Origin of the sequence: Kushneria pakistanensis (genome assembly GCF_014652795.1) — a bacterium.
In the GTDB taxonomy this organism is placed as follows: Bacteria; Pseudomonadota; Gammaproteobacteria; order Pseudomonadales; family Halomonadaceae; genus Kushneria; species Kushneria pakistanensis.
Genome location: NZ_BMZM01000001.1, coordinates 687,608 through 710,171, shown reverse-complemented (window position 1 = coordinate 710,171; position 22,564 = coordinate 687,608). Strand labels below are relative to the sequence as shown.

The following is a 22,564-nucleotide window of genomic DNA, read 5'->3' as shown; positions in this document are numbered from 1 at the left end:
TCTTTCGTCACCCGATGAGAGATCCTCATTCATCAGGCGAGTCATGACATGCTCGAGCATCTTCCCGATCAATACACAGCGGTCATCACGGGCGGTGGTGGCATCGGCAGGGCACTGCTGGCAAGACTTTCCCGGGAGCCTCGTGCCGGGCGGATCATTGCCGTCACCCGCCAACGTGAGCGACTTGAACGAGATGCGAAGCTGGACATGGATCGGCTGGAGATCGTTGAAGCCGATGTCACGACCGAGCAGGGCCTGGAAACGCTGAGCACCTGGCTGCATCAGACACCAATCCATCTGCTGTTCAATACCATCGGTGTGCTGCACGACGGACAAAGTGATCAACCGGTGGCCATTTCACCGGAAAAACGTCTGGAAAGGCTCTCCTTTGACACCCTGCACCATGCCTTTCATGTCAATGCAGCGACAGCTGCCATGCTGATCAGTACCTTGGCGGATCGCCTGACACGCCATCCGGCCATCATGGCAACGCTATCAGCGCGGGTGGGCTCCATCGGGGATAACGATCTGGGTGGCTGGTACGCCTATCGCGCCAGCAAGGCAGCCCTCAACATGCTGATGAAAACGACATCCATCGAGTTCAGACGCCGCAATCCGCAGGCCATCGTGCTGTGCCTGCATCCGGGAACGACGGATACCGAGCTTTCCAGACCCTTTCAGGACAGGGTGCCAGCGCAAAAGCTGTTTACGCCGGACTTCGTGGCCGAGCGTCTGCTGCAGGTGATGGATCAACGCACCCCTGACGACAGCGGGACGTTTTATGACTGGAACGATACGCCCATCGAATGGTAGGCAGGCTCACGCTGGCAAGCAGGCGTTCAAAGACCGACAGCGTGAGCCTCATGCTCAGGGAATCAGGATGGTCGAACCTGACGTACGGCGGGAGGCCAGGTTCTGCTGTGCCTCGCCGGCCTCATCAAGACGGAAGCGACAGCCGATATTGACGTGCACACTGTCATTGCTCATTACCTGGAAAAGCTCCTGGCTCATCGCCTCCAGACGCTCTCGGGTGTTGGCGTAACCGGCAAGGCTGGGACGCGTCACAAAAAGCGATCCCTTTTGGTTCAGGATGGCCAGATTGACACCTTCCACCGGGCCAGACGCATTGCCAAAGCTCACCATCAGGCCACGCGGCGCCAGACAGTCCAGCGATGTTTCCCAGGTATCCCGCCCCACCGAGTCATAGACCACTGGACACATTTGTCCATCGGTCAGCTCTCGTACGCGCTCGACCACGTTCTCTTCGCTGTAGTTGATGGTCGCCCAGGCACCATTCTTTTGGGCAAGCGCCGCCTTTTCCGGAGTGGAAACCGTGCCGATCAAACGTGCCCCAAGGCTTCTGGCCCACTGGCAGGCGATCAGACCCACGCCGCCTGCTGCGGCATGGAAGAGAAAGGTATCGCCGCTTTTGATCGGATACACCTGACGCAGTAGATACTGCACGGTCAGTCCCTTCAGCATGGCAGCGGCGGCCTGATCAAAACCAATGCTGTCCGGCAGCAGTACGACCTTGTCAGCCGGCAGGGTATGGTGCGTCGAATAGGCACCCAGCGGGCCGGTAGCGTAGGCCACGCGATCACCCTCCTTGAAATCGGTGACCTCTTCACCCACTGCCTCGATGATACCGGCCCCTTCGGTGCCCAGCCCCGAGGGCAGCTCACTCACCGGATAGAGACCGGTACGCACGTAGATATCGATGAAGTTGAGACCAATGGCCCAGTTGGTAACACGAACCTCTTGTGGCCCGAGCTCACCGGGCTCGAATTCACGCATTTTGAGCACTTCCGGCCCGCCGGTTTCTGCAAATTCAATGCGTTTTGCCATGAACCATTGCCCCCAATAAAAGACAGGAATAAAGAATCGGTCAGTATTCGCCATGACTGGCGAGCTGATGCCAGAAGGCGTGCACGATTTGTCACTGCACTCCCTTATATCATTAGCTTATCATGCGCTGAAGACCCAACCCGCCAGACCGATGCTGCCTGCCAGCAAGAGAGTATCGGACTGCTTATTCCAGAGGCCGCGATGTTAAAGGGGTTCATGTGGCTGATGATCTTTCTGGTCATCGGCAATCTTTTGCAGACGGTGCTGGCACTGCCCGTGGTGGGAAGCGTGCTGGGCATGCTGGTGCTTTTTCTTGTCCTGATTGTACGCCGGCGCTCCTCACGCTCGATGGGCGTCGCCGCCGGCCACCTGATTCATTATTTCACCCTGTTGATTCTGCCCAGTGCCGCGGGCCTGTTCTTTCTGGGCACGACGCTGACCGATAACTGGCTCAGGCTTTTGATTGCCATCGTACTGGGCACACTGATCAGCAGTGTGGTCACCCTTGTGACCATGCAAGCCATGGTGCGGTGGCAGCAGCGCCGGGACGATGCGGCAGGCGCGTCATGACGCTTCAAACCCTTGCCCGCGAGATGATGGCAACGCCAGCACTGGCCATTGTGATGACCCTGGCCGCCTACATGCTTGCCCTGTCCCTGTATCGACTGATGCGCTACCCCAGCTGGGCTCCCCCGATGCTGACCGGCAGCCTGCTGCTGGCACTTTTCATTGCAGTGTTGCCGGTCGATTACGACACCTACTATCTCGACGCCCATTGGCTGACACTGCTGCTGGGGCCGGCGACGGTCGGGCTTGCCGTTCCGCTTTATGAGCAGTTCCAACACATCAAGCGCTTGCTGATCCCGCTTACGGTGAGCCTGCTTGTCGGGTCGATCACCGCCTGTGCGGCGACGCTTGCCATCGCCTGGGCGCTGGGGCTTTCTCCCGACATTCTTGCCTCGCTGGCACCCAAGTCCATTACGACACCCATTGCCATTGGCGTCTCGGAAGGGCTGGGCGGCTATCCCGGCCTGACGGCAGGTATTGTCACGGTGACCGGTATCCTGGCGGCCTCTACCATTCCACCGCTGGCCCTCATGTTGCGCTGTCATGACCCACGCGTTGTCGGTCTGGCACTCGGTCTTAACGGACATGGCCTGGGTACAGCACGCGGCTTTGGCATTGATGCACAGACAGGCGCCTTTGCAAGTCTTGCCATGGGGCTTAACGGTGCGCTCAGTGCCATTGTGCTTCCCTGGCTGGCAGGCTGGTTGGGTCAGTAACAATGCATCAGCCTTTACTGATATCTTTTCCTGATAAAGGGTTCCCCTTTTCCTGCTCCTACAAAAAAATGTTTTAGCACTAAATAATTAAATTCATTGATCGTACCTGTGTTCAATTGGTGACAAACTACTAAACATACTTAACATCCAGCTCGATATGCTGGCTCGCTTATGAAACCTGTGAGGCACGCATGAACGAGTTGGGCGAGCGCATTCGTAAATTGCGAGAGCAGTGTGGACTAAGCAAGGCCGAGCTGGCCCGTCGTGTAGGCGTTTCAGATGTCACCATTTCCTACTGGGAAAATGGCACCATCAAACGTGTCGGCCATTCGCGGCTGGAGCCATTGGCGAGAGCACTGCGCTGCAGCATTGCCTACCTGCTGGGCAATGCCCGGGATATGTCCGGTGCCAGCCATGCCATGCTGTTGTCCCTTCCTCTTTATCCACTAACGACATCACCCGAAACGATCGGTGTCAATGCAGTACCGATCTCGCATTTTCCCATGGGCTTTATTGACAATGCACTGATAAAAAAAGATGACTATTTACTGACGCCTCAGCATCCTGGCCACTTCGATTTCTGCCCGCAGGGCACCCTGATGCTGGCAAGAAACTGCTCCCATTTTGACGGCAATGGCCTTTATCTTGTCGAAAGGAATGCTCGCCTGATGGTTAAAAGACTCGAACAGGATTTCGACATGATTCTGGATATTTTTGGCGAGACCGACAGTCATCATCCTGAAGAGAGGACACATGTCGACAAGATCGTCTTTCATGCCTTCATTCCCGCTATCTGGCCGATGAAAGTCATGGCCTTCTGACGCATGACCCTGGCATGATCTCCTACACTCCATGTTCTGCTATCCGTGAAACGGGAGATCATGACCTTGGTCGATGTTGTTGACGCTGCCACACGCTCTCGCATGATGGCGGGCATTCAGGGCAAGAACACAAAGCCGGAACTTCTGATCAGGCGCTATCTTCATGCCTGTGGCTATCGGTTTCGTCTGCATCGACGTGACCTGCCGGGCACACCCGACCTGACTCTGCCGCGTCATCGATGTGTTGTCTTTGTACATGGTTGTTTCTGGCATCGTCACAGGCATTGCTTCTATGCCACATCACCGGCGACGCGAAAAACCTTCTGGCAGGAAAAGCTGGAGGGGAATGTCATGCGCGATCAGCGTCAGCTGGCACAGCTCAATGACATGGGCTGGCGCGCCGTGCTCGTCTGGGAGTGCGGATTGCGCCATATGCCTGCGGCACTTCATGAGATTGTGCCGCTGATCGAACACGGAGCAGATATTGAAGAGTGGCCATCTCGGCCACCACGTGAACGCAGGGCGCCACCGCAGTAGCGCCCTGCTCACGCATTAAAAGGTGGCCAGCACTGAAAGACCTGCGATCCAGGCATTGTCCACGTCACTGTCCGCCCCGGGATGGCGCACGTACTGCAGATTGGGCCGAAAGGCCAGCCAGGGCGTGGCCTGCAGGGAGTAGTAAAGTTCCGCGTTGTACTCCTCTCCCTGTCGCGGGACATAGCCCGACGCTGACGACCCGCCCAGTGCCGCATTGCCTGATCGTGACCACACATCGTAATCATCATTAACGTGGGCATAGGCCAGACCAAGACCGATCTCATCCTGCTCACGGCCGTCGAACGGTCCGGTATAGGTCACCCCGGCCGAGAGATAGCGATCAAAGGTAGCCGTATCGCCATCGTTCCACGTCCCCATGCTGAACACCCCCAGGCCACGATCGCGATCGCCGTCACGGCTTGTCACCTGCTGATCGATGACATAGTAAAGTCCGTAGCGATGGCTCTTTTGTGCACCCGAGGCAAGGTCGCGCGATGAGTAATCATCAGCATCGGCGCTGCTGTAGTAATAGCCCAGTCGATAATTGCCCGGCAGTCCATTAAGCCCCTGTTCGGGCTGGAATCCGTACTCGACCGGGATCAGGGTGCCACTGGTGCCGCTGTGCTTTAGATCCAGCCCATGATCACGATCCAGGTTGGCCTCGTTGAGATTGAAAAAGCCGATCTGCGCGTACTGCTCATCGGTAATATTCCACTTGCCGACCAGCGCCCACTGGGAGATCGGCCAGTTATACCAGATGCCACCGTTTTGATTGCCGGGTTCGCCGCTGCCCAGATAAAGGTTCTGGAAATTGCTGTCGTAGACCGCAAAGTCATCGCCTACCGGCACGCGCCCTGCCTTGATCTCGAAGGTATCATCCATGTAGGACTGACCATACCAAAGCTGGGTAATGCGGGTAACGCTGCCACGTCCATACACCTCCTGACTGGAGGAGACGCCCACGCTGTCGGGATTATTGATGACGTCGTTGGTCAGACTTTCGCCATTGCGATTGGTCAGGGTGAACTGAAACCGTGCATCGGGAATGCCCAGCAGACGATCAAGATCGACGTTGGCACCGGCCGTCCATTGAGCGGAATAGCGACCGGTATGTTTATCCCGAAAACCGCCATCAAGGGAGTAGGCCATCTCGGAGATGTGCTCAAGCTGAAAGGCAACACCCTGCGCCTCCAGATCCGAGCGTACGCCGCCCCAGTCGCCGAACATGTAATCGCCGTCGGGATCAAAGGCACCTGCAGCCCAGCCCTGTGACGTCATTCCCATGCTCATGAGCGCCAGCGTGCAACACCACCCCTTTTTCATGTCCCATCCCTTTACAATGTCATATTTGAATTAAGCTAAAACAAAGAGATTCTCGCCCTGAACGCCATGAACAACAATAGTTTTTGGACCATCGTCGCGGTATGGCATGAATCATGCGGCTCTTCCGGCGCCAGAGTGTCACAGAGACATGACCAACCGGATCGTTTAGGCTTCATGAGACTGGCAGGAAGGGTCATGAGCACCCGCCAGAGGCAGATGACTTCAGGACAGCAAGGAGCACGACTTTGACACGTTTTAGCGTACTGGCGCTGACGGGGGCGCTTGTGGGACTTTTGATGGCCGGCTGTGATCAGGGCCATGACAACGCCACCACCAGCTCGTCACAGCGCAGTTCCGGCACCAATCAGATCTATGGCGGCATTCTACCGTGCGACAACTGCGACGGCGTGGAAACCGAGCTGTCACTGAACTTCAGTACGGACAGTGCCGGCGGCGTCTACAACCTGACCGAAACGCCCCAGGGCGGCCCTGATGACGGCCAGACGAAGCGTCGCAAGGGCGACTGGAAGGTGCTCAGCGGCAATGCCGTACCCGGCAACGGCACGGTCTATGTGTTGCATCCCGCCCGCGGCGATGAAGAGCATGCCCCTGTTTATCTGTTGATGGAAAACAACAGCACGCTGCAGCTGGTGGATGAGCATTTTCAGCCGCTGGACACACAGCACAATGATGAGCTTCACAGGCTCTAGAGCGTCGCAGGGTGTGCCGTCATCCTGCAGCGCGTTCTGTCTGCAAGACACGCTGGCCATTCAGCGTCGGTCGTGAAAGATCTTCTCGGCCTGACGCTGAGCCTCCTCGGCGCCAAGGCCCTGCTCCTTTTCAAGTCTGGCGGCAATCTGCTGGATTTCGCCTTCATCGCTCAACGCGTCATCATTGCCAAGCGTTCCCCATGCCTCCTTGGCCTTGCCCTTGAGGTCTTCCAGCGGTGGGCTCTTGTCAGTCATTACCATGCCTCCGAATCTTTCTGCAGGATCATTGCATCATAGCCCGCGCCTCATGAAGTGACGTGGCATATCTAAAGGTATGTCGACAAATTTCGATCCATTGAACAGCCCGCGGGCCAGACAGACTACAGTGAGAGAGGTATTACACCGCTTTGCCATGGAGAGGCAGAAAGATGAAGCTCAATGAATTGACCGAGAAGGCGCATGCCCAGCAGATTGATGAAATCGTCATCGAATCGATGGAAGGCGATATCTTCACTGTGCATATCACCAGCCAGGGCGAGGCCGACACCCTGCTCAACGAGGATGGCACGATCCTGACGCCGCAATCTCTCAATGCTGCCAAGACCATGCTGCGTGACATGGGTGGACTGGAAGGCGTACCGATCTATTTCAAGCACAGCGTCGCGCATGACGAAATGATGGGATCAGAGGCCGAAACCGCCGATGACCGGATGCCCATCACCCTTGAAGGCCAGCCCTGGTAAACAGCGCGCCTGTCAAAAACGCTTTTTCAGGCGCTGTAAATCGCGTGATGCAAGCGTAATATATCGTTTTCGGGCCGACATGTTGTCGGCCCTTTTCCTTTTAAAAAAGAGCATATCGTGACGATAAACCCATTGGAGGCGACCCGACGCTGGGTCAGGGACTGGGTCATGGCACAGGATCTATGTCCGTTTGCGGCCGCCGAGTTCGAACGAGAGCGTATTCGCTATCGCCAGCTGGATGCCAATGACGATGCCGCCCTGCTCATGGCCGTCATTGAAGAGTGTGAGCATCTTGATCAGGATCCGGGCACGGAAACCACGCTGCTGGTACTCACACCCGGTGCCGAGGATTTCTTCACCTTTCTGGACAAGCTCGACATGGCCGAGCGCTTGATGATCAGCGAAGGCTACGAAGGCGTCTATCAGCTGGCAAGCTTTCATCCCGACTATCTCTTCGGCGACAGCCAGGCCACGCCCGGTCATGAAGATGCCGCGGACTACACCAACCGTTCCCCCTTTCCTCTCTTCCATCTGCTGCGCGAAACCAGTCTTGAGGCAGCGCTGGCACGCTTCCCGCATCCCGAGCGTATTCCCGAGCGCAACCAGTCACTGCTCAGGGAGCACGGCGCCCAGTGGTGTCGGGAAACACAGGATGCCATCCATCAAGACACGTCCTCGTCCTGATTGGGCGAATGCCCGAAGCTGTGAGAAAATTGCCGCCTGTCTGAAGACCGTTTTGTAACGCCGGAAAACATCTGTCATGCCTGCCACCACCCCGATTCACGCCGCTGACGCCGCGCGTCGTTTTTCCATTGCCCCGATGATGGATGGGACAACAAAGAGCGCTGTGACTGGGTTCATAGGCCGGTTGGTACACTGATGGTACAAATCCTGAGAAAAGATTCTTTGCTCACCCTTTTTGCCTCTTACCACGTTTGAAATGCAAGAAATCGCAAGGGAAAAGCCGTAGCAAAAACCACCGCGCGGCCCGCAGGACGGCTGGCTCCAAGGCAGATGCAAGAGTGCAATAAAACCGACCCATTTAGCGCGCAGGCGGGGCGGGGAGTCGATGGCGCGCCGTGAGGTAAAAACGCCCCCGCTAGGGGGGCAGGCTGGCCGCCTGCCGAGTAGGCGCAGAAAAGCCAGGCCCTAAGGATGCAAAGCGCCAGCGAGGCGCACGCGGCAATACAGGACGGATAGCGTGGACACATGCGAATGCTAAAAATAATCCGTCTCAATCGAGATAGCCGTGCAGACACAAAAAAGCCGCCCATCGGGCGGCTGATGATCACATGACTGGATCGCCCTGCTGCTGATTCCCGCTCAGCTCATACGGTCTGAACCTCACCACCTCCTGCCCCACGATGTCGTTGATCTCCAGGAACACTGACTGCAGCGGGTCCAGCTCATTGGCCACGAACACGCGCGCCGCTTTCTCGATGTCACCGAACCCACCCGTGTTGTTCGGGATGATCCCCATCAGCTGCGGCGGTACCCGGTGGCCAGCCAGTGTGTCGTCGCGGGTGATGTTCTTGATTCCGGCGAACTCATCTTTCGCCGCGACCTCGCTGATCGGGATGATCTGCACCCCATCCTTTTTGCCATGAGGTGAATGCAGGAACAGGTTGCGGAAATTCCCGACCCCTTTGCTGTTCTTGAGCGCGTCGCGCATCGCATCGATGTCCTCCTGATTCTGCGCGGCGTCAGAGACGTACATCACAAACCCGGCATGGCTGCCGTTCAGGTAGTAGCGCCGGCGAAACAGCGTCGCGTTTTCATTCAGCATGATCGACTGCAGCGCGCCCATGTAATCCGGCACGCCGTAGATCTCCTGATTGATGTCCGGCTCAATCAGATGAATCATCGAATCGACTTCGAACTCGATCGGCTGTTGCCAGTTGCTCACCCACCAGAAATGCCCTTCCTCGGTACCGCGCCGCACGTATTTGGCGCGCGCCGGGCGCAGCCCGATCAGGCGACCCAGCCGACCATAGACCCGTTCGATATACGCATTGCCGAACACCAGATAATCCGTGACCAGCTCGCGGAACGCCTGCCGGCCCAGCAGCGGGTGCGGAATGAACGACCTCGTCAGGATGTTGCGTTTCACCTGCAGCCCGCTGCCGTGGTGCGCGGTCGCCCGGTACATTTTCGCCAGTGCGGCCAGATCCACCGGCGGCTCATACCACCGGGCATTGGCCATCCAACAGCCGGTATAGAGAAAATCGGCCAGATCGGTGACGGGCACCGGCTCACCGAAGGTGAACGCCTCGGGGCGTGCCGAGGCCGGGGCTGGTGCGGCGGCTTGCTGCTCGAATCGGGCATAGGCGCGCTGGCGTGGTTTTGCGGTAACGTCGGTCATCCGTAAATCTCCATGATCGAGCCACCGCGCTCGCCGTCGGCGAGAACGTCGATGGGCTCATTGCTGAGGGCGTGCATGGTTGCCCATGCAAGGTCTGCGTGGCCGGTCTGGCCGTTACGGCCAGCGGCATAGGTGAACTGCCGACCGCTTGCGGTCAGCTCGCGGCGGATCGCCGTAAACGACTGCGCGATGATCGTGTCGCGCGCGTCGAACTCCAGGCGACCGCGGTCGATGATGTGCTGCGCCTGACGGACCAGCGCGCTCTTGCTGTCGGGGGTGTAGCGAATCCGGTCAACGCGCGGGAACCACTTCGCGACCAGCTGCGCCACCGCGTCGCCCATGCCGTTAATGTCGATGCCGATGTACTGAACGTTATAGCGCTGGGCCACCTTATGGATGTAATCGGCCTGCGCCTCATAGTCGTGGCCCTTAAGGCGATGCTGTTCGAGTATCCGGTGCCGGTCGTTGCGATTTTTGGCCGGGGCCAGCACGACCAGCCCCGCCCCGTCGCTGCCCTCGCCATCACCTGCCGGGTCATATCCCAGCCACACCGGCTGATCCCCGAACGGTCGAGCGGCAAACGGTTTCCAGTCACGCCACGTATCCCAGCTGTCGACCAGGCATCGCTGCATCGACATCATCGGGAACGCTGACTGACTGTCGTCGACGAACTCGCACATCAGCAGGTTCGCGAACTCGTCATCGCTGTACTCCAGACGCAGCTGATCGATGTCGAACAGATCGCAGCCGCCGGCCATTGCATCCTTGATCGTCACGATCTGGCGCCACTGGCCATCGGCGCACCGGGCACCGTTGGCCAATGCCGCATGGCTCACATCGATCTCGACCCGGTCGGCCTTCTTCTGCCGCTTGTTGAATCGCTCGCCGGTCCAGAACGGATAGGCTTCATGGGCGATGCTGCTGGGCGTGCTGAAATAGGTCTGCTTCCACTTCTTGTGCATCGCCATGCCGCTGGTGACTTTCCGAAACTGCTCAAAGCCCCCGATCCAGAAATACTCGTCCAGGTACGTGTCGCCGTGATAGCCCTGCGCCGTTTTGGCGTTGGTACCGAGGAAGTGCAGCTCGGCCCCATTGGCCAGCACGATGGGGTCGCCTTTCAGCTCGACACCGGTCGTCTCCTTTACGAACTGCACGATGTAGTTGCGGAAGATGTGCGCCTGCGCCTTGCTCGCGCTCATGAAAATCTTGTTCTTGCCCGTCTCTACCGCATCGGCAATGGCCTCGCGGGCAAAAAACCACGTCGCCCCGATCTGCCGGCTTTTGAGCAGGTTGCGGATGCGCTCATGCTGGCCGGCCCGGTACCAGTGGCGCTGGTACTCGAATAGCGACGCCTCGAACGCCTCGACAATCTGGATCACGCCCTCATCGCCGACATCGTTACGCGCGGGCTTCTTCTTCTCGCCGGCGTTGCGCCGCTCGATGTTCGGATTGAGGTCGCCCTCCTTGCCGCTTTCCTCATAGCGATGCACGCGGGCCAGCCGCTCGATCTGTCGACCGAGCAGGTCGATTTCCTTGAAGTCGCGCCCTTCTTTCGCTTCTTTCGAGATCAGCATCACCAGCCGCGCCTCTAATGCGCCCTCGACGCGCTGGGTCGATGTCGCCTCATCCCATTTATCACGGGCTTTCCAGCTGCTGATGGTGTTCGGGGAAAGGTTCAAAAACTCGGCAATGCGCCCGACACGCCAGCCCATCCAGTACAGATGGCGCGCGGAGAGTTTCGCGGCGTCCGGGCTATCCAGCGTCGCGTCAATTTCAGCGGGATTTAGTGGGTTTGCAGTCATGGTCTGGCCGTCAGTTGTGATGCGGCCAGCGTACCGACGTGCCGAGTGCCTATATCGGGGCGCGGCTTGTAACGCCCACTTTTACAACGCCAGCGCGTTGAGCCGAGGCCGATCTGCGCGGAACCTGACGCCCATACAGTGCCCGAACAGTTCCCCGAGGATTACTCAATGCCCTGGCATCGCATCGCAACCGAAGGCGCCACCACCGATGGCCGCAAGATCGAGCGCAAATGGCTCGAACAGATGGCCGCCAATTTCAATCCCGAGAAATACGGCTGCCGCATCAACCTCGAACACATCAAGGGCATCCTGCCCGATAGCCCCTTCAAGGCTTACGGCGATGTCGTCGGGCTGAAAACCGAGGAAAACGACGAAGGCAAGCTACAGCTTTTCGCCGATCTCGACCCGACCGACGAGCTGAAGGCGATGAACAAGGCGCGCCAGAAGGTATACACGTCGATGGAAATCGAACCGGATTTCTCAGATACCGGCGAGGCCTATCTGGTCGGGCTGGCCGTTACTGACTCGCCGGCATCGCTGGGCACCTCAATGCTGAAATTTAGCGCCGGCGCCGGGGCTGACTCACCGCTGACCAGTCGCAAGCGGCGCCCCGAAAACCTGTTCAGCGAGGCGGTCGAGGTCGACTTTAACGCCGGCAGCGACGAACCCGAAAACAGCAAAGGTCCATCCCTCGCCGAGCGCGTCAGGGGCATGTTCAAGCGCCAGCGCGAGCAGACCACTGGCGACTTTGCCGCCCTGCGCGATGACATCGAGCAGACCATGGCCCTGTTCGTGCAGGAAAACGCCGACCTGCGCGCCGAACTGGAAAAACGCCCCAGCGCGGGTCAGTTCAACGCGTTGCAGGCAAAGCACGACCAGCTCCAGACCGCTCATGACGAGCTGTATGCCCAGCTCGACAAAACGCCACGCCACCAGTCCCGCACGCCGGCCACCGGCAGCGACGGCACCATCGAAACCGACTGCTAAGAGACGCCCACAACATGCGCAACGAAACCCGCAAACAGCTCAACCAATATGCCGCGCGTCTCGCCACGCTCAACGGTGCCGAAAACGCGTTCTCATCGTTCGACATCGACCCGAGTGTGCAGCAGACGCTTGAAACCAAGATTCAGGAATCCAGCGCTTTTCTGAGCCGCATCAACATGGTCGGCGTGCGCGATCTGGTGGGCCAAAAGCTGGGACTGACGATCACTGGCCCCATCGCGGCACGTACCGATGTCGATCAGCGTGACCGTAACCCCATCGACCCCACCGGGCTGGAAAAGCACGACTACCGCTGTGAGTCGACCGAGTTCGATACGGCCATCAAGTGGGCCAAGCTCGACCAGTGGGCCAAATTTCCGGATTTTCAGGCCCGCGTGCGCGACGCCATCATTCGCCAACAGGCGCTCGACCGCATCATGGTTGGGTTCAACGGTACCCACGCGGCCAAACAGACCGACCGCACCAAATACCCGCTGCTGCAAGACCTCAACGTCGGCTGGCTCCAGCAGTATCGCAACAACGCGCCCGCGCGCGTGTTCAGCGAGGCTGCCGACGTCACCATCGGTAAGGGCCGCGAATACCAGAATCTCGATGCGTTGGTGTTCGATGCCGTTAGCTCGCTGATCGATCCGTGGTACCAGGACAGCACTGATCTCGTCGCGCTGGTCGGTCGTCGTCTCATGACCGACAAATATCTGCCCATGGTCAATCGCTGGGAGCAGCCGACTGAGTCTCAGGCGCTGGACGTGATCATGTCCCAGAAGCGGATCGGTGGCCTGAACGCCATGCAGGTGCCGTTCGTGCCTGACGGCACCATCTTCATCACCTCGCTGGATAACCTCGCCATTTACTGGCAGGAGGGCTCGCGCCGTCGCTATCTGAAAGACAAGCCCGAGCGCAAGGCCGTCCAGAACTTCGAGTCGTCGAACGAAGCCTACGTCGTCGAGGATTACGGCTTTGGCTGCCTGATCGAAAACATCACGCATGCCGATGCACCGGAAGCCGACGCCACTGACAGCTCGACAGGTGCCTGATGACCAGCCCGCTGCGTAAACACTACGAGCGCATCACCGCCGCACAAGCGGCGGCGGATGCCGGCGATCAGGTCATGCAGGGCGATGCCTACCATCTGATGCACGCCCAGCTGTTCGAGGACTACCGTCGCTTGAAAAGCGTCCAGTCGGTTGAGCGCAAGATCGAGATCAAGCGCGAGATCCTGCCCAACTACGCCGAGTACGTCGACGGCGTACTGAACGCCGGGCGCGGCGCTGAGGACGAAGTGCTGATGCGCATCATGCTGTGGCGCATCGATGTGGGCGACATCACCGGCGCCCTGCCGATTGCCCGCTACGCGATGCAGCACCAGCTCGATCCGGGCGAGCAGTTCCAGCGCGGCACTGCCGCAATCCTCGCCGAGGAATCCGCCGAGCAGGCGCTGGCACTCGCCGATGACGATGATTCGATGCTCGATGACCTGATCGAGATCGATGGCCTGATCGAAGGCGCCGACATGCATGATCAGATCCGCGCCAAGCTGCACAAGGTACTCGGCAACGGCTACCGCGCACGCGGCGAGCTGGGCGACGCCCTCGATCACTATCAGCGCGCCTATCAGCTCAACGATCGTGTCGGGGTTAAGCAGGACATCGACCGCATCAGCAAGGCACTGAAAAAGCAGGCGGAAGAACAGCCCGCCCAGCCGGATCAGGCAGGTCCGCCGGACCAGCAACCCAACAACGCCAAGCCGGGCTAACCGAGTCGACCCGCGACGTCCAGGGGGCACGGTGATAACGCAGGGTCATGAGCCCATCGCCGCATCACCGTCCACCCCCTGTTTTAAATATGAGGTGCCGCCATGAGCAGTTTCGCCCCTACCGGCAACGCCAGCGCCCGCGCCGCCGAGCCCATCCAGAACAACGGATTTTGGCCGACCATCGATCCCGCCGAGTTTCGCGACGTCCGTCGTCTCGACGGTACCGTCACCCCACCCCGCGTGCAGGATGCCCTGCTCACCGCCATGGCCACCGTCAATCGCGTGCTGCGTGACTGGCAGGCCCGGCAGATCGACGCCGGCCATCAGCAGGTGCAGGACGTCACGCCACCGAGCTGGCAGCCGCCCGGTATCTATCTCGCCCTCTATCGCCGCGCCGTGTATGCGACCGCTCATGCAGCCATCGTCGAGGCGTATCGCGACTATGACGCCACGGCCAGCACCCGCGACCGGGGCGATCAGCAGGAGCAGGCCGGCGAGAGCTATCGCCGCGATGCGTCCTGGGCGATCAGCGAGATCCTCGACCGGCCGCATGTGACCGTGGAACTGATCTGATGGCCCGCACCGTTCGCGCGCAACAAAACGACACCCTCGATCACATTTGCTACCGGCATTACGGGCGCACCGATGGCGTGATCGAGCGCGTGTTTAAAGCCAACCCCGGTCTATGCGACCTCGGGCCAATCCTGCCAATGGGAACCCCGGTCACGCTGCCCGATATAAATACACAACCGCAGCGCACCCGCGTGCAGCTGTGGGATTGACTACGCACAGGAACTGACATGGCAGAACCATCCACTACAGCTGTCGCCGCCGGTACCGTCGGGGTAACGCTGGCCAGTCTCATGATCGGGGTCGACGTCAGCGCCCTGATCGGAGCATTTGCCGGCGCGTCGCTGTTCGTCGTATCGGCCCGAGAACTCTCCATCATCGAGCGGATCTGCTATCTGGTGATCTCGATCATGATGGGATATCTCGCCGGGCCAACGCTCGCCCAACACCTCTACCCCACCTGGGACACCACCGCGCTGCCGGCATTTCTGACCGCCGTCGCCGTGGTCACGTTTTCGCTGCGTGTGATTGAGGGCGTCAAGAAACTCGACATCAGCCGTCTGTTTCCGGGAGGTCGCAAGTAATGAGCATCAGCACCTATTTTCTGATCCCACTCCCCCAGGACTACGCATGGATGATGGTGCAGCCCCAGCAGCTGCCCACCCTGCTGGCCCTGTTCATCGCGCTGGCCATCTGTGGCCGGCTGCTCACCTACCGCCGCCGGGGCGCGCGCTATCGCCGCCCCATTTCATGGCTGGCCTATGGGCTGTTCGTGGGTAGCGGCACGCTCGCGATCCAGATTCTCGCCGGGCGTTATGTCGGCCTGCCGATCAGCTGGTCGTTTGTGATTCTGCTCGCCGTCTGCGCTGTGCTGGTGTACCGCGCACGCGGCAACGTCGCCCACATCGTGAGGGTCAACGCATGACATTCAGCGAGGCATTCGAGCGCCTGATCGGCCATGAGGGTGGCTATGTCAATCACCCCAATGATCCGGGCGGCGAGACTAGGTGGGGCATCACCAAACGCACCGCACGCGAGGCCGGCTATCGAGGTGACATGCGCGATCTGACCCGCGAGCGTGCCCGCGAGATCTATCTGACCGCCTACTGGCTGCGCGCTCGCTGCGATCAGTACGACGGCGCCATCGGGTACCAGCTGTTCGACATCGCTGTGAACAGCGGTATCGGCAACGCGATCCGTATGCTGCAACGCGCGGCGGATGTCGCTGATGACGGCATCGTCGGGCCCATCACGCTCGACGCGATCAACGGGCATGACACGCTATCGCTGATCGTGCTGCTCAATGCCGAGCGGCAGGCGTTTTATACCCGCCTCTCGACGTGGCCCACGTTCGGCAAGGGCTGGTCGCGCCGGGTCGCGGAAAACCTGCGCTACGCAGTAAACGACGTATGAAACGCCTGATCATCACCGGCGCCCTGATCGCCGGGCTCACCCTCGGCGGCTGGGCACTCTGGCAGCGCGGCAACGCCGCCAACGCTCGCGCCGATCAGGCCGAGCAGCAGCGCGATACGGCCCAGCAGGAAAACCAGCGCCGGCAGGTCGTGATCGATGCCCTCTGGGAAAACGCCCAGCGCCTCGAATCGCAGCGCCGGGCGCTCGCCGAACAGCAGACCGAGCTGGCCCGAACTGCATCCGACCGACTCGAACAGATACAGGAGCTGCAACGTGATAACGACGAGATCCGCGAATGGGCCGGCACTCGCCTGCCTGCTGATGTTATCCGGCTGCGTCAGCGCTCCGCCGTCACTGGCGCCGCCGCTTATCGTCAATCAGTGCGCGACCCCGACGCCCTGCACGCTACCGGCGAGTCATCCGATCAATAATGGTGAGCTGCACCTGCAGCTTGAAAAGACCGAGGCCGCCTGGGCGCGGTGTGCTGCAGAAGTCGATGCGGTGATTGCATGTCATGAGGAAGGGAACTGAAAAGCACATCCATGTGCGTTGCCCCGGTGAGAGCCAGTCCTTGAATAAGAAATATCGCATTAACGGATGAGAATTAATATCATCCAAAAGGAGGGTTAATCCTTGAAAAAGCTCACCGCCCTGCGCCAGTACCTGATCGACGCCGTGCCCCACCTGCAGCGCGACCCCGACCAGCTGCTCACGTTCGTCGAGGACGGCACTATCGAATTTGCCCCCGGCGCCAATCTTTCCCACGGCTACACGTTCACCGCGCAGCTGGTGCTGACCGATTTTGCCGATGACGTCGACACCGTGATGATCCCACTGCTCGACTGGCTCGCCGTCTATCAGCCGGATCTGGTGCCCGCCGAGGCGATTAAATTCGAGGTCGAGATCCTCAATAACGACGCCGTGGATCTTGCTCTGCGCGTCCAGATCACCGAACGCGTCGTGGCGAAACGTGACTGCGACACCGGCCAGATCAACATCAGCCACCGCATGCCCCGCTTTGATATCGAGACCTGTGGCCCGCGCCGCTGGCAGCTCATGGCCAACGACCGGCACCTGAGCGACTACGTCGAGCCGGAGGGCGCCAATGGCTGACAACATCGAGCGCCTGGAAGATTGGGCCGCGCCACTGCTGGCCAAGCTGGACGCGAAAGAACGCCGCCGGCTGGCGCGCGTCGTGGCCACCGACCTGCGCCGATCCCAGCGCGAGCGCATCAAGGCGCAGAAGAATCCCGACGGCAGCCGCTACGCCCCGCGAAAGTCACAGGATCAAAAAGGCGCCATCAGGCGGAAAGCGATGTTCGGCAAGCTGCGCACCGCCAAATATCTGCGCGTGCGTACCGGCACCGATGGCGCCGAGGTCGGTTTTTTCGGACAGGTGGCCAGCATTGCCAAAACCCACCAGTACGGCCTGCGGGATCGCGTCGCGATCAACGGCCCGCGCGTGCAGTACGAACAGCGCGAGCTGCTGGGTTTCACCGATCACGACCGAAGTCTCGTACAGCAATCACTACTGGATCACTTGTCGAGCAAGGAATTATGAAGCCGGCATAGACATGGGCCCCGATGCTGTTTCCTTGAATTGAGCAATGGTCTCAATGGCATCAATGCAGTATTTGTAGCCGGCTCGGTAACGCGGATGTGTCGTACGACAGCAAGGAATACCGTTCATCTGAAAAAACCAGAGCTGCCGCGGCACCTCTACCTGGGAATGCTGATATCCCGCGAAGTGCTCTTCGCTCATCGCTTTGATGGTTTTGTCATGGTTTGGACCTGTCAGAAACAAAATTGCATCGGGTTTAAGCAACCTGATTTGCGTGGCCAGCAACTGGCTCGAAAGAGCACGAAGCGTTTCATATTCGGCTTTCGGGCGGCCTCGGGGTGAGGCTTTACGATAGGAGCACGCCAGCAGATTGGCCCAGTAGATTTCCGAGGCAATCATACCGAGCCGCTTTTCGCTACCTGTCAGAAAGCTTCGGAAGGCACTTTGAAGTGGGGTTTCCAGCTGGGCAAGATACTTGCCCGTGGCGTCTGTCAGATACTCGGACAAGGTTTGATCCGTTATCGCTTTCAGCAGCTTTTCGAGAGATCCGTTCCAGCTGCGCGTTTCCTGCCCTACCACCATCAGCTTGAACCCTGACTGCCCAAAGGCCGGGCTGGGTACCGGTAGAAATACCCCTGCATAGTTGGCCTTTTCTGCTTCCAGACTCGTGAAGTCTGTGTCGAGCAGAATATCTCGATAACGTGAAATCAGCTGATCTTCCATAACGGATCCTATGCATAAGTCCACATGGGTATCGGCCAGAAGATGTATCGCTGTAACGCCCGCTTTTACAACGCCCGCCGCTCGCATCAGCCCACGCACCTGCCGACGATAGCCGCATACCCGTTTACCGCCCGGAGTGCCGATGCATCCCGTCGAACTTGCCCGCCTCATGCAGAACATGATCCGACTCGGCACCATCGCCGAGATCGATCACGCCGCCGCGCGCGTTCGCGTCACCACCGGCGATCTGCTGACCGAATGGCTGCCGTGGCTCGAATCCCGCGCCGGCCAGTCGCGCACATGGAACCCGCCGACCATCGGCGAGCAGGTCGTGCTGCTGGCCCCCGGCGGTGAGCTGGCCGGGGCCGTGGTGCTGGGCGCCATCAACAGCAACGCCCATCCCGCTGCGAGCGATGACCCGAACCTCACCCGCTTACGTTTGCCCGATGGGGCCGTGATCGAGTACGACCACGCGGCCAGCCATCTGCGCGCGGATCTGCCCGGCTCGGCGGCCATTACCGCGCCTGCCGGCGTCACCGTCACCGGCCCGGTCGTGATCAAGGGCACCCTGCACGTCACCCACAACATCACCACCGATTCTGACGCTATCGCGTCCGGCATCAGCCTGGTCAATCACAAGACGACCGGCGTCAGATCCGGCTCGGATACCTCGGGGACGCCACAATGAGCGGAATGGATCGCCACACCGGCGCCTCGCTGACCGGCGTCGAGCATATTCGCCAGAGCGTGGCCGACATCCTCACCACGCCCATCGGCGCGCGCGTCATGCGTCGCGAATACGGCAGCCTGCTGCCGGATCTCATCGACCAGCCGCTGACCGGCGCAACCGCTCTGCGCGCCTACTCGGCCACCGTCGTCGCCTTGATGAAATGGGAGCCCCGCCTGCGCGTCATGCAGGTGCAGCGCACCGTCGACACCACTCGCCCCGGTCGCCTGCTGCTCACCGTCACCGGGCGGCGCGTCGATACCGGGGAAAACATCGACCTGACAGTGCCGCTAAGGGGTGATGCATGAGTAGCCCGATTGATCTCTCCCAGCTGCCGGCACCGGACGTTGTCGAAAACGTCGATTTCGAGGCCATCCTCGCCGAGCGCAAGGCGCGGCTGGTATCGCTCTACCCCGAAGACGAGCGCACAGATATCGAAGCCCGGCTCGCGCTGGAGTCCGAACCGCTCAACAAGCTGCTACAGGAAAACGCCTATCGCGAGGTCGTGCTGCGCCAGCGCGTCAACGAGGCCGCCCGCGCCAACATGCTGGCGTTCGCCACCGGCGCGGATCTCGACCAGCTCGCCGCGAATTTCAACGTCGAGCGCCTGATGATTGATCCCGGCGACCCTGACGCCGTGCCGCCGGTCCCGCCGACCCATGAGACCGATACCCGTCTGCGCCTGCGCGCGCAGCGGGCCTTCGAGGGTCTAAGCGTCGCCGGCCCGGCCGGGGCCTACGTATTTCACGCCCTCTCAGCCGATGGCCGGGTGGCCGATGCTACCGCCGTCAGCCCCAGCCCCTGCGTGGCCGTCGTCACCGTGCTGTCACAGCTCGGCACCGGCGAAGCCACGCCGGATCTGCTCGACATCGTGCAGACCGCACTATCCGCCGAGGACGTGCGCCCGGTCGGCGACCGGCTCACCGTCCAGTCGGCCACCATCGTCGATTATTCGATTGAGGCCACGCTCTATCTCTACCCCGGCCCCGAGCAGGAGCCGATTCTGGCCGCGTCACGCGCCAAGGCGGCGGCCTACGTCGCCGAGCAGCGCCGGCTCGGGCGCGATATCCGCCTGTCAGCGGTCTATGCCGCATTGCACGTCGAAGGCGTTCAGCGCGTCGAACTGACCAGCCCCGCCGCCGATGTCGTGCTCGATGACAGCCAGGCATCGCACTGCACCGGCGTCACCCTGACGCTCGGGGGCAATGATGAGTAGGCTGCTGCCGCCCAACGGTACCCAGCTGGAGCGCCTCGCCGCCGAGGCGCTCGCCGATCTGGAGCGCATGCCGGTACCGCTGCGCACGCTCATGAGCCCGGATGACTGCCCGCTGCATCTGCTGCCCTATCTGGCGTGGGCATTTTCGGTCGACCGCTGGGACACGTCGTGGAGCGAGAGCGCCAAGCGTGGCGTCGTGCGCGCGGCGCACTACGTCCATTCGCATAAGGGCACGATTTCGGCATTGCGGCGCGTCGTCGAGCCGCTCGGCTATCTGCTGGAGGTCGATGAATGGTGGCAGATGGTGCCCGAGGGTGAGCCGGGCACGTTCGCCCTGCGCATCGGTGTGCTGGATACCGGCATCACCGACGAGATGTATACCGAGCTGACCCGGCTGGTATTCGATGCCAAACCGCTGACGCGCCACATCATCGGGCTGGATCTGCTCGGCGAGACGCGCGGACCGCTCTATGTGGGTCTGGCCGCCTACGACGGTGATACCACCACCGTGTATCCCTACACCCCTGATTCCATCCTCTCCACCGGCGCGCTCTATCACGCCGCCACGGTCGAGGCGTTCGACACGATCACCATCTACCCCATGACAATGAGTGAGGCCCTATGAGCCAGTTTTTTACCTTGCTGACCAAAACCGGGCAGGGGCTGCTGGCCAATGCCATCGCCTATGGCCAGCCCCTGACCATCGCCGAGATGGCCATCGGTGACGGCGGCGGCAAACTGCCCAAACCTGACGCATCGGTCACGCGCCTGTTCAATGAGGTGCGCCGTGGCCCGATCAACCAGACCACCACCGACCCGAATAACCCGAACTGGACCGTCGTCGAGCAGGTGCTGCCCGCCGAGGTCGGTGGCTGGACCATCCGTGAGGTCGGGCTTTACGACACCGATGGCAACCTGATCGCCTACGGCAATTACCCCGAGACCTATAAACCGCAGCTCTCGGAAGGCGCCGCCCGAACGCAAACAATCAGATTCGTGATGGAAGTCACCGACACCAGCGCGGTAACACTGCGGATCGACCCCAGCGTCGTGATGGCCTCGCGCAAGTACGTCGATGACACCCTCGCCGCGCATGAGAAAAGCCGCAATCACCCCGACGCCGATACCAAAAACAAGGGATTTGTGCGCTTTGCAACGCTCGCCGAGTCAAGGAAGGGGGAAGAATCGAAAGCAGCCCAGACCCCTGCCGGTGGCAAGGCGCAGCTCGATGATCACCGGGCGGAGAAGGAAGCGCATAAAGCCGGGCAGATCACGCTCGATCAGCTGCTGTCAGTGTTTGGTGACGCTGGCACGGTGCAGGATGTGCTCGCACTGCTGGGAGATGCATCGCGTAAAGCGGTTGGCGAGAACAAGGGCAACGTGATGCCGGTTGGCGCGTTTGGCTGGGGCATCCCGGCACCTGACCGGCCCTGTTATGACGTCGACGCAACAGGCAACCTCGGCCTGTATTACGCGCGCGGCGATCAGTCAGGCACATTCAGGGGCAAGCATCCGGTGCCCAACGGTTACGTGCTTTGGGTCACACGGCCCGATGATTACGCTAACCAGATTGCATTCGCAGATGGTGGCGTTGGGATGTTCCTGCGCTCATATGTGCGCGGAAAGGGATGGACGCAGTGGGGTGAGATCACGCACACCGCTAACCCTGACACTATTGTCAACGCCATCGCGGCCACGCAGGCCGAAGTGGATAAAGGCGAGGTCGAGAAGGCAGTCACGACCAAAACGCTAAAGGGCTGGATCAAGCAAGCAACCGAGAGTGTTTTCGGTTTGATGAGGGTCGCGACACAATCGCAGGTTAATGCCGGCACTGATGACGCTACCGCAGTCACGCCCAAGAAATTGAGGTGGGGTGTTAGTTACCGCATTAGTGCTAACGGTTGGATTGTATTTCCGACGTGGCTCGGTGGGCTTGCAGTTCAATGGGGTTTTTCTGCATCCGTTCCGGGCACGTCGTGGGCGACGACGAGTTTCCCTATCGCCTTTGCGAATCAGTGCTTTCATGTGTTTCCCGTGTATCTAAATGGGACTGCGACTCCTGACGTCGGAAATCCGATTAACGTGGGCGATAGGAAGACGACGCATTTCGATATGTATAACGGCGGACGTAACACGGCCACTTATAGCTATCTCGCAATCGGGTACTGAT

General features: G+C 60.1%; 30 protein-coding genes and 1 pseudogene. 25 read left to right on the top strand and 6 right to left on the bottom strand.

Features of this window, described 5'->3' with window-relative positions; all coding sequences use genetic code 11:
- The first annotated feature begins 48 nt into the window (after nucleotides 1-48).
- Nucleotides 49-813 (top strand): SDR family NAD(P)-dependent oxidoreductase, encoded by a 765-nt coding sequence (locus IE123_RS03205; protein ID WP_189515019.1) that lies wholly within the window; start codon nucleotides 49-51, stop codon nucleotides 811-813.
- Nucleotides 814-867: 54 nt separating this feature from the next.
- On the opposite strand, the gene IE123_RS03200 is transcribed toward IE123_RS03205, so the two are convergent.
- On the bottom strand, nucleotides 868-1,845 hold the full coding sequence (locus tag IE123_RS03200) for an NADPH:quinone reductase (protein ID WP_189515017.1): 978 nt from the start codon (nucleotides 1,843-1,845) through the stop codon (nucleotides 868-870).
- Between the two features lie 201 nt (nucleotides 1,846-2,046).
- Between IE123_RS03200 and IE123_RS03195 the strand changes: the two genes are divergently transcribed.
- From IE123_RS03195 to IE123_RS03180, 4 genes are all read left to right on the top strand, one after another.
- Entirely contained in the window at nucleotides 2,047-2,415 is a 369-nt protein-coding gene (locus tag IE123_RS03195) for a CidA/LrgA family protein (protein ID WP_189515015.1), read from the top strand.
- Entirely contained in the window at nucleotides 2,412-3,128 is a 717-nt protein-coding gene (locus tag IE123_RS03190) for an LrgB family protein (protein WP_189515013.1), read from the top strand. The genes IE123_RS03195 and IE123_RS03190 overlap by 4 nt, the downstream gene beginning before the upstream one ends.
- A gap of 191 nt (nucleotides 3,129-3,319) precedes the next feature.
- Nucleotides 3,320-3,949 (top strand): helix-turn-helix domain-containing protein, encoded by a 630-nt coding sequence (locus IE123_RS03185; RefSeq protein ID WP_189515011.1) that lies wholly within the window; start codon nucleotides 3,320-3,322, stop codon nucleotides 3,947-3,949.
- Nucleotides 3,950-4,009: 60 nt separating this feature from the next.
- Nucleotides 4,010-4,486, top strand: a complete 477-nt coding sequence (locus IE123_RS03180) for a very short patch repair endonuclease (RefSeq protein ID WP_229819560.1) — start codon at nucleotides 4,010-4,012, stop codon at nucleotides 4,484-4,486.
- 15 nt (nucleotides 4,487-4,501) lie between these two features.
- Here the strand turns inward: IE123_RS03180 and IE123_RS03175 are convergent, their stop codons facing one another.
- On the bottom strand, nucleotides 4,502-5,809 hold the full coding sequence (locus IE123_RS03175; protein WP_189515009.1) for a carbohydrate porin: 1,308 nt from the start codon (nucleotides 5,807-5,809) through the stop codon (nucleotides 4,502-4,504).
- Between the two features lie 245 nt (nucleotides 5,810-6,054).
- Between IE123_RS03175 and IE123_RS03170 the strand changes: the two genes are divergently transcribed.
- A complete protein-coding gene (locus IE123_RS03170; RefSeq protein WP_189515007.1) occupies nucleotides 6,055-6,519 on the top strand; it encodes a copper resistance protein NlpE N-terminal domain-containing protein in 465 nt (154 codons plus the stop codon).
- Nucleotides 6,520-6,579: 60 nt separating this feature from the next.
- On the opposite strand, the gene IE123_RS03165 is transcribed toward IE123_RS03170, so the two are convergent.
- Nucleotides 6,580-6,774, bottom strand: coding sequence for a CsbD family protein (locus IE123_RS03165; protein WP_189515004.1), 195 nt, complete (start codon nucleotides 6,772-6,774; stop codon nucleotides 6,580-6,582).
- Between the two features lie 173 nt (nucleotides 6,775-6,947).
- Here IE123_RS03165 and IE123_RS03160 point away from each other — a divergent pair, with 173 nt between their 5' ends.
- Both IE123_RS03160 and IE123_RS03155 read left to right on the top strand, forming a co-directional pair.
- Nucleotides 6,948-7,262, top strand: a complete 315-nt coding sequence (locus IE123_RS03160; protein WP_189515002.1) for a DUF6482 family protein — start codon at nucleotides 6,948-6,950, stop codon at nucleotides 7,260-7,262.
- A 117-nt stretch (nucleotides 7,263-7,379) separates the two neighbouring features.
- Nucleotides 7,380-7,946 carry a DUF1415 domain-containing protein gene (locus IE123_RS03155; protein WP_189515000.1) on the top strand — a complete coding sequence of 189 codons (567 nt, stop codon included), beginning with the start codon at nucleotides 7,380-7,382 and terminating at the stop codon, nucleotides 7,944-7,946.
- Nucleotides 7,947-8,550: 604 nt separating this feature from the next.
- Here IE123_RS03155 and IE123_RS03150 read toward each other — a convergent pair.
- Both IE123_RS03150 and IE123_RS03145 read right to left on the bottom strand, forming a co-directional pair.
- Entirely contained in the window at nucleotides 8,551-9,624 is a 1,074-nt protein-coding gene (locus tag IE123_RS03150) for a phage portal protein (RefSeq protein ID WP_189514998.1), read from the bottom strand.
- Nucleotides 9,621-11,426 carry a terminase large subunit domain-containing protein gene (locus IE123_RS03145; protein ID WP_189514996.1) on the bottom strand — a complete coding sequence of 602 codons (1,806 nt, stop codon included), beginning with the start codon at nucleotides 11,424-11,426 and terminating at the stop codon, nucleotides 9,621-9,623. The genes IE123_RS03150 and IE123_RS03145 overlap by 4 nt, the downstream gene beginning before the upstream one ends.
- Nucleotides 11,427-11,594: 168 nt before the next feature.
- On the opposite strand from IE123_RS03145, the gene IE123_RS03140 reads away from it, so the two are divergent.
- The 12 genes and pseudogenes from IE123_RS03140 to IE123_RS03090 all read left to right on the top strand — a co-directional run bounded on the left by IE123_RS03140 (nucleotide 11,595) and on the right by IE123_RS03090 (nucleotide 17,728).
- The gene (locus IE123_RS03140) at nucleotides 11,595-12,413 is read left to right on the top strand and encodes a GPO family capsid scaffolding protein (RefSeq protein ID WP_189514994.1); all 819 of its coding nucleotides are present in this window, start codon (nucleotides 11,595-11,597) and stop codon (nucleotides 12,411-12,413) included.
- Between the two features lie 14 nt (nucleotides 12,414-12,427).
- Nucleotides 12,428-13,465, top strand: a complete 1,038-nt coding sequence (locus IE123_RS03135; protein ID WP_189514992.1) for a phage major capsid protein, P2 family — start codon at nucleotides 12,428-12,430, stop codon at nucleotides 13,463-13,465.
- The gene (gene gpM, locus IE123_RS03130) at nucleotides 13,465-14,184 is read left to right on the top strand and encodes a phage terminase small subunit (protein WP_189514990.1); all 720 of its coding nucleotides are present in this window, start codon (nucleotides 13,465-13,467) and stop codon (nucleotides 14,182-14,184) included. The genes IE123_RS03135 and gpM overlap by 1 nt, the downstream gene beginning before the upstream one ends.
- Before the next feature lie 102 nt (nucleotides 14,185-14,286).
- Nucleotides 14,287-14,757, top strand: a complete 471-nt coding sequence (locus IE123_RS03125; RefSeq protein WP_189514988.1) for a head completion/stabilization protein — start codon at nucleotides 14,287-14,289, stop codon at nucleotides 14,755-14,757.
- Nucleotides 14,757-14,966, top strand: a complete 210-nt coding sequence (locus tag IE123_RS03120) for a tail protein X (protein WP_189514986.1) — start codon at nucleotides 14,757-14,759, stop codon at nucleotides 14,964-14,966. Before IE123_RS03125 ends, IE123_RS03120 begins: the two co-directional genes overlap by 1 nt.
- 18 nt (nucleotides 14,967-14,984) lie before the next feature.
- On the top strand, nucleotides 14,985-15,338 hold the full coding sequence (locus IE123_RS03115) for a putative holin (protein WP_189514983.1): 354 nt from the start codon (nucleotides 14,985-14,987) through the stop codon (nucleotides 15,336-15,338).
- The gene (locus tag IE123_RS03110) at nucleotides 15,338-15,679 is read left to right on the top strand and encodes a phage holin family protein (RefSeq protein WP_229819558.1); all 342 of its coding nucleotides are present in this window, start codon (nucleotides 15,338-15,340) and stop codon (nucleotides 15,677-15,679) included. Before IE123_RS03115 ends, IE123_RS03110 begins: the two co-directional genes overlap by 1 nt.
- Complete coding sequence (locus IE123_RS03105) at nucleotides 15,676-16,167, top strand: glycoside hydrolase family 108 protein (RefSeq protein ID WP_189514981.1); 492 nt, start codon at nucleotides 15,676-15,678, stop codon at nucleotides 16,165-16,167. The genes IE123_RS03110 and IE123_RS03105 overlap by 4 nt, the downstream gene beginning before the upstream one ends.
- Nucleotides 16,164-16,568: pseudogene (gene lysB / locus IE123_RS03100) on the top strand (Rz-like lysis system protein LysB); the annotation flags it as partial. The gene IE123_RS03105 and the pseudogene lysB, both read left to right, overlap by 4 nt.
- On the top strand, nucleotides 16,489-16,698 hold the full coding sequence (gene lysC / locus IE123_RS16310; RefSeq protein WP_373295792.1) for an Rz1-like lysis system protein LysC: 210 nt from the start codon (nucleotides 16,489-16,491) through the stop codon (nucleotides 16,696-16,698). The pseudogene lysB and the gene lysC, both read left to right, overlap by 80 nt.
- A 102-nt stretch (nucleotides 16,699-16,800) precedes the next feature.
- Entirely contained in the window at nucleotides 16,801-17,280 is a 480-nt protein-coding gene (locus tag IE123_RS03095) for a phage tail protein (RefSeq protein WP_189514977.1), read from the top strand.
- Entirely contained in the window at nucleotides 17,273-17,728 is a 456-nt protein-coding gene (locus IE123_RS03090) for a phage virion morphogenesis protein (RefSeq protein WP_189514974.1), read from the top strand. The genes IE123_RS03095 and IE123_RS03090 overlap by 8 nt, the downstream gene beginning before the upstream one ends.
- Here the strand turns inward: IE123_RS03090 and IE123_RS03085 are convergent.
- Complete coding sequence (locus IE123_RS03085) at nucleotides 17,723-18,451, bottom strand: hypothetical protein (RefSeq protein ID WP_189514972.1); 729 nt, start codon at nucleotides 18,449-18,451, stop codon at nucleotides 17,723-17,725. The two genes, IE123_RS03090 and IE123_RS03085, sit on opposite strands and share 6 nt — an antisense overlap.
- A 142-nt stretch (nucleotides 18,452-18,593) precedes the next feature.
- Here IE123_RS03085 and IE123_RS03080 point away from each other — a divergent pair, with 142 nt between their 5' ends.
- Genes IE123_RS03080 through IE123_RS03060 form a run of 5 tightly spaced genes read left to right on the top strand, consistent with a single transcriptional unit; the run spans nucleotide 18,594 to nucleotide 22,563 of the window.
- Nucleotides 18,594-19,139 (top strand): phage baseplate assembly protein V, encoded by a 546-nt coding sequence (locus IE123_RS03080; RefSeq protein ID WP_189514970.1) that lies wholly within the window; start codon nucleotides 18,594-18,596, stop codon nucleotides 19,137-19,139.
- Nucleotides 19,136-19,486 (top strand): GPW/gp25 family protein, encoded by a 351-nt coding sequence (locus tag IE123_RS03075; protein WP_189514968.1) that lies wholly within the window; start codon nucleotides 19,136-19,138, stop codon nucleotides 19,484-19,486. Before IE123_RS03080 ends, IE123_RS03075 begins: the two co-directional genes overlap by 4 nt.
- On the top strand, nucleotides 19,483-20,394 hold the full coding sequence (locus tag IE123_RS03070) for a baseplate assembly protein (RefSeq protein ID WP_189514966.1): 912 nt from the start codon (nucleotides 19,483-19,485) through the stop codon (nucleotides 20,392-20,394). The genes IE123_RS03075 and IE123_RS03070 overlap by 4 nt, the downstream gene beginning before the upstream one ends.
- Entirely contained in the window at nucleotides 20,387-21,019 is a 633-nt protein-coding gene (locus tag IE123_RS03065) for a phage tail protein I (RefSeq protein WP_229819557.1), read from the top strand. The genes IE123_RS03070 and IE123_RS03065 overlap by 8 nt, the downstream gene beginning before the upstream one ends.
- Nucleotides 21,016-22,563: a phage tail protein gene (locus IE123_RS03060; protein ID WP_189514962.1), complete on the top strand. Its 1,548-nt coding sequence runs from the start codon at nucleotides 21,016-21,018 to the stop codon at nucleotides 22,561-22,563. The genes IE123_RS03065 and IE123_RS03060 overlap by 4 nt, the downstream gene beginning before the upstream one ends.
- Nucleotide 22,564 lies beyond the last annotated feature (1 nt).